The sequence below is a fragment of the Bartonella sp. OC68QHHN genome (genome assembly GCF_042193875.1).
Taxonomy (GTDB): Bacteria; Pseudomonadota; Alphaproteobacteria; order Rhizobiales; family Rhizobiaceae; genus Bartonella; species Bartonella grahamii_A.
The window spans coordinates 1-5,112 of sequence record NZ_JBHIME010000077.1; the positions used below are offsets into that span (position 1 = coordinate 1).

At 36.9% G+C, this 5,112-nt stretch carries 2 protein-coding genes; both read left to right on the forward strand.

Annotated elements, in window-relative coordinates:
• Window positions 1-422: 422 nt before the first annotated feature.
• Entirely contained in the window at window positions 423-2,987 is a 2,565-nt protein-coding gene (gene bafA / locus ACFIJ0_RS08325) for a BafA family autotransporter (protein ID WP_375622789.1), read from the forward strand.
• 403 nt (window positions 2,988-3,390) lie between these two features.
• The coding region (locus ACFIJ0_RS08330) for a pertactin-like passenger domain-containing protein (RefSeq protein ID WP_375622791.1) at window positions 3,391-5,112 on the forward strand (1,722 nt) is incomplete at its 3' end.

Here is a 5,112-nt window from a genome sequence, read left to right on the forward strand (position 1 = left end):
AAAGGACGTAAAACAAAACAGTCCCTTCAGGCTATTTTAGGTGTACGCTATAGTTTTTAATTATATGGTTATTTTTTGATTATCTTTAAATGTAGGATTGTTTTTAAAGGTCTTTAATGAAGGTTCAGAGAACAATTTTTCAGAGTATGAAGATTCGCTTTTCATGATAAACTGTATACCCTTATATACTTTATTATGTATTACTTTTTTCTTTGATAAGAAAACTCTGAGGAAATGCTAAAGAAGCATTATAAAAACGCCCTTATATTCTTGATCAAAAAAGTATTTAAAAAACTGTAAAGAACAGTTTTTTATTAGATAAGAAAGATTTTTAAGGAGGATTTTTTGCAATCTAAGGTTGAAAATATGTTTTGTAGAGCTAATTATCTTTATTGTCTATGCAGGCGTGAAGGGGGGAGGATATGGCTCTACAATATAAATGGAAACGGTATTATTGGGTACTCATGTTGAGCAGCTGTTTTGTGCAAGCTGCTGCTGCAAATGAGGGGGGAATACCACTTTTTTGTCAATCTTCAAGTTATGAAAATGGCAAAATATTTCAGGATCAATACAATGAGGATATGAAAACAGGACGATGCATACTCGGAGCATCTAATGATGTTACTATAAAGACGCGCAATGAATTAAACTTTTTAAAAAAGCCTAGCGATTTTATTGAGGATAAGGGCGCTAGAGTGTTTGCGAGTCAACAGAAGCTCGACAACAGTCATCCTAACAATGTTGGAGATAATGTACAAGAACAAAATATTGCGTTTCTTAAAAAACCTGAACTTATCTTCATTAAAGATGGGGCATTGTTAGAAAATTATGTCCTTGATAATGAAGGTAAAGCATACATTTCAAATGATGGCGAGAGTGATAGCCCAGGGCGATCCATTAATAACACTGTAAGAAATGGTGCAGAGCTTTATGTGTATGCAGGAGGTCTCAGTGAAAATAGTAAAATTGAACATGGTGGAACTGAAATTGTTGAGGCTTTAAAGGGAAAACAAGGCTTTTCGAAAAATGCTGTCGTTAAAGAAGGTGGACAACAAAGTGTTGGAAATGGAGGAAAAGTAGAGGGGACTAAAATTTATGGTGGTGAGCAACTTGTTTTCGGGGAGGGGAATGTTGGAGGAGAGGTTAAAGGGAGTAGTGCTTCTCATACTGTCATTTATGGTCAAGATGAAACACTAGGTCAACAAAAAGTATATGATGGCGGAAAAGTTTGGAATACGAAAGTTATGCGAGGGGGCGTACAAGAGGTTGGAAAAAAATCTCAAAGTGCTAAAAATGGTGGTTTTACATTTGATACAGAAGTTTTTGGCGGTGGTAAACAGCGTATCTTAAAAGGCGGTAAGGCTATTGGAGTTACTTTAAATGAGAGCGCTATTCAGGAAATATATGCTGATGGATCTGTAAAAAATCTAACAATGAATGATGAAACAAAATCATGGGTGCATGCTGGGGCTACATTAGAAGGAAAGACACAGGTAAATCATTCTGGACAGCTTCATCTTTATGCTGGGAATGATCAACATCGTACCATAGTAGAAGATATTATTTTAAATGGAAAAGATACAAAACTGTACTCTATTACTGATGAGTTTGATGGAAAAAGTTCTTTGATACAAAAATTAAGTGGTGAAGGGAGTGTTATTTTTTCGTTTACAGGTTCTGATCCATATTATTCTCAGCTTCATGTGAATAATCTTTCAGGAAATTTACATTTCGCGTTCAATACTACGATTGCCCATAGCCGTGGTGATTATCTCTTGGTTGAGAAAGGTACTGGGAATCATACGATAAGTGTTGCTGATTCTGGAGTTGAAATCACGGATCCTTTTTCAAATAAGCGTGATTTAATTATGGATCAAAGTGGTGGAGCACATTTTACGCTGACAGATTTTAAGGGTGACAAAATTAACGCCATTGATGGTGGAACTTATATGTATGATTTGAAAGAAAGAAAGGATGAAAATGGAAAAGTTTGGTTTTTATCGGCAGACCGCCTCAGTGGACCAGAAACCTCTATTCCAGATCCGACAAATCCGTTTGTTCCTGGTGAAACATCAACAACCCCCTCTACAGATGCAGTGTTAACGTTGTCCGTAGTTCCTGGACTTGTTTTTAACAATGAGTTGCAAATTGTACGGAATGCTAGAAAAATTTTGGACAGAAATAGGAAAGATATCGAACTATGGACTTATGGAATTAAGAGCAGAGGACGTATTGCGACAGGCCATACACACTTTAAGCTTGGGCAGACAGGTTTAGTCTTTGGTGCTGATCAGTGGAGTGGATTAAGGCATGGAGAGTTGTATGTTGGTGGTTTCGGTAGTTATGATCAAGCACGTATTTCTCATGCACGAGGTGGTGACAGCGATCTGAGCTCTTATAGCATTGGAACTTATGCAACTTATTTTGATCATCGTGGATGGTATATGGATGGTGTTTTGAAATATAATTATTACCGAGATAATTTGAAAGCCATCTCAACGAATGATCTAGCTATTCAAAGTCATTATAATCAGTGGGCGATAGGTGGGTCATTTGAGATTGGTTGTTATTTTGTACCGGCACAGAATACTTGGATGCAGCCTTATATCAAGCTAACAGGTTTGCAGGTTGAAGGTAAAAAAATAAAACTTTCAAATGGAATGATAGGTGATCTAAGTCCATTGATTTCATTCCGCAGTGAAGTTGGATTAACTGCAGGACATGAATTTTTTGTGAATTCAGAAACTTCATTAACAGCTTACATTATGGCAGCTTGGTTGCGTGAGAATATAAATAATAATTATACGACAATTAATAACCAGCATAAATTTATCACAGACTTATCGGGTAATGCAGGTAAATTGGGAATTGGTTTAAACGGTTCGGTCAATGATAAACTGACACTTTATGCGGAAGCACATTATCTAAAAGGACATAAGATTAAGAATGCTCTTCAAGGTATTTTAGGATTACGCTATAGTTTCTAAATATATGTGTGCACGGCTGATTAACTTTATGGATGTAATTGCTTTGCAAGTTTAAACAGATAACGCTCGATTTTGGTTTCTCCAGAGTATAGAGATCTTCTCAAACAGTAAAGATATCTTTATACTCTCCTTTAAAAGCACGAGCATTTTTTTCATCTAACTTCAAATATTGAAAATTGTTCCTTGAACTCAAGTGAACAATTTGAGTTTTATTCAGATTTTCTGCCTTAAGTTAGAACTTTCTATCTGCTTATAGATACACAACTTAAGGTTGTTTATATTAAAAAATACACTTTAAAAGTGTTTTTAAACATAAATAAAACACATTACGATACAATCTAAGATGAGTTACCTACGTAGCCGTGGGATATTTTTCTAAATAATTGAAAGTGGAGTGTCGATAATGCAGTATAAACATAAGCTAAGTTTTTCAGTATTGATGATCAGCAGTTGTCTTGTACAAGTTGCAAGTGCAGTTGAAAACAGGAATGGAGAGCTAACAATAGTAGAACACGTAGGAAATGGAGCAGAGATACCAAAAGGTTCAGCACTGATTACAAATAATTTTCCTAGGAGTAAGAGTAAAATTGGAGATGGTAGTGTTGAGATTGTTGAAAATAGAGCAACTTCTGTAGGTTCCACTATTAAAAAAGGAGGGATGCAAATAGTTACACGTGGAGGAAATGCAATAGATACTAAAATCCTTGGTGGTAAGCAGTTTATTCATGAAGAGCCAAATCTTGACCTTACAAGCGTGGAGAGAAAAAGTAGTGCATATAATTCTACAGTTTCGGGGGATGGTGGAGCAGTGGGACAGCAGAATGTGTATGATGGAGCGTGGGTTTGGTATACGAAAGTGGGAGATAACGGAGAACAAAATCTTTATGCAGTACAAAGAAAAGAGGGGGGGAAAACAATGTATACTGAGGTCTCTGGGAATGGGAGACAGCACGTCTTAGGGTATGCAGAGTCTTATGCTACTACTTTGAAGGGGCAGGCTATTCAAGTTGTATATTCTGAAGGGTTTGTGGATACTTTAACAATTACGGATTCTGCTAGGTCATGGTTTCACTCTGGTATTCAGAGAGTTGTTGGAGAAGTAAGGATCAATAATAAAGGCGAACTTTATTTATTCGCTGGTGATAGGACAAATCATACTACTAAGAAAAAAATTCCTATAGAAGGGAGAGTGGATGAAATAATATTTGAGGTTGGTGAACGGAATATAGGAGAAAAAACTCAAATTGAAATTGAAGATTTAGGGGGGCACGGAGGAACTGTTATTTTTACTTCTATCCCCTATGATCCACGACATATTTCACTTCATGTTGAGAAACTTTCAGGGGATTTACATTTTCGATTCAATATTAGTGCTACGGGGAATTTCAGTGATTACTTGTCGATTGATGAGGGCGCAGGTAATCACAAAATAAGCGTTGCAGATTCTGGTCGTGAAATTACAGGTCCTCTCTCAGAAAGGAATAGTTTGGTTACTGAACTTCCGTTAATTACCGATAGAAGCCAAGATGGAGGGGCTAATTTTACTCTGGCAGATTTTTTGGGCAAGGACATTGTAGCTGTTGATGGTGGAACCTATCAGTATCAATTGCTGAAGAGAGAAAGATGTGCTAGTTCTAGTGGTAGTGCTACAATTTGGTATTTAAGTAGATCCTCTGAAAATGCAGAACATTCTAATACTGAAACACAGTGTGTAAACAAGAAAACGAAGGTCCCTGTTGCATTATCTGATCAAAGTTCTCCTTCTGGAGAAAAAAATACCGGTCCTCGTAAATCTACTAAAAAAGAGCAATCCAAACCACGTCCTCCACGTCATTTAAGAGAAACACAGAATGTTTCTAGTGTTTCGGGATCTCCTTCTCAAGAAAATCGGACTCGTGTGGTTTCCCCTCTAGCAAGTCCTCCTCATTTTTCTGATGGAAAGCAACAGGCTGCTGTTTCAGAATCTTCTCAATCTTTAGCCGATCAAATGATTTTGCGTCCAGTTCATGAAGAACAACCTTCTCCACAATTAGGTGAGACGCTTTCAGTTTCTCACTTTTTAACCACTCCCTCTACAGATGCGGTATTGTCTATGTCTGTGGCTCCAGCGATGGTTTTTCACAAT

What these genes read in the sequence shown, in the direction of transcription:
- bafA (WP_375622789.1), top strand. Translation starts at nt 423, where the DNA reads ATGGCTCTACAATATAAATGGAAACGGTATTATTGGGTACTCATGTTG.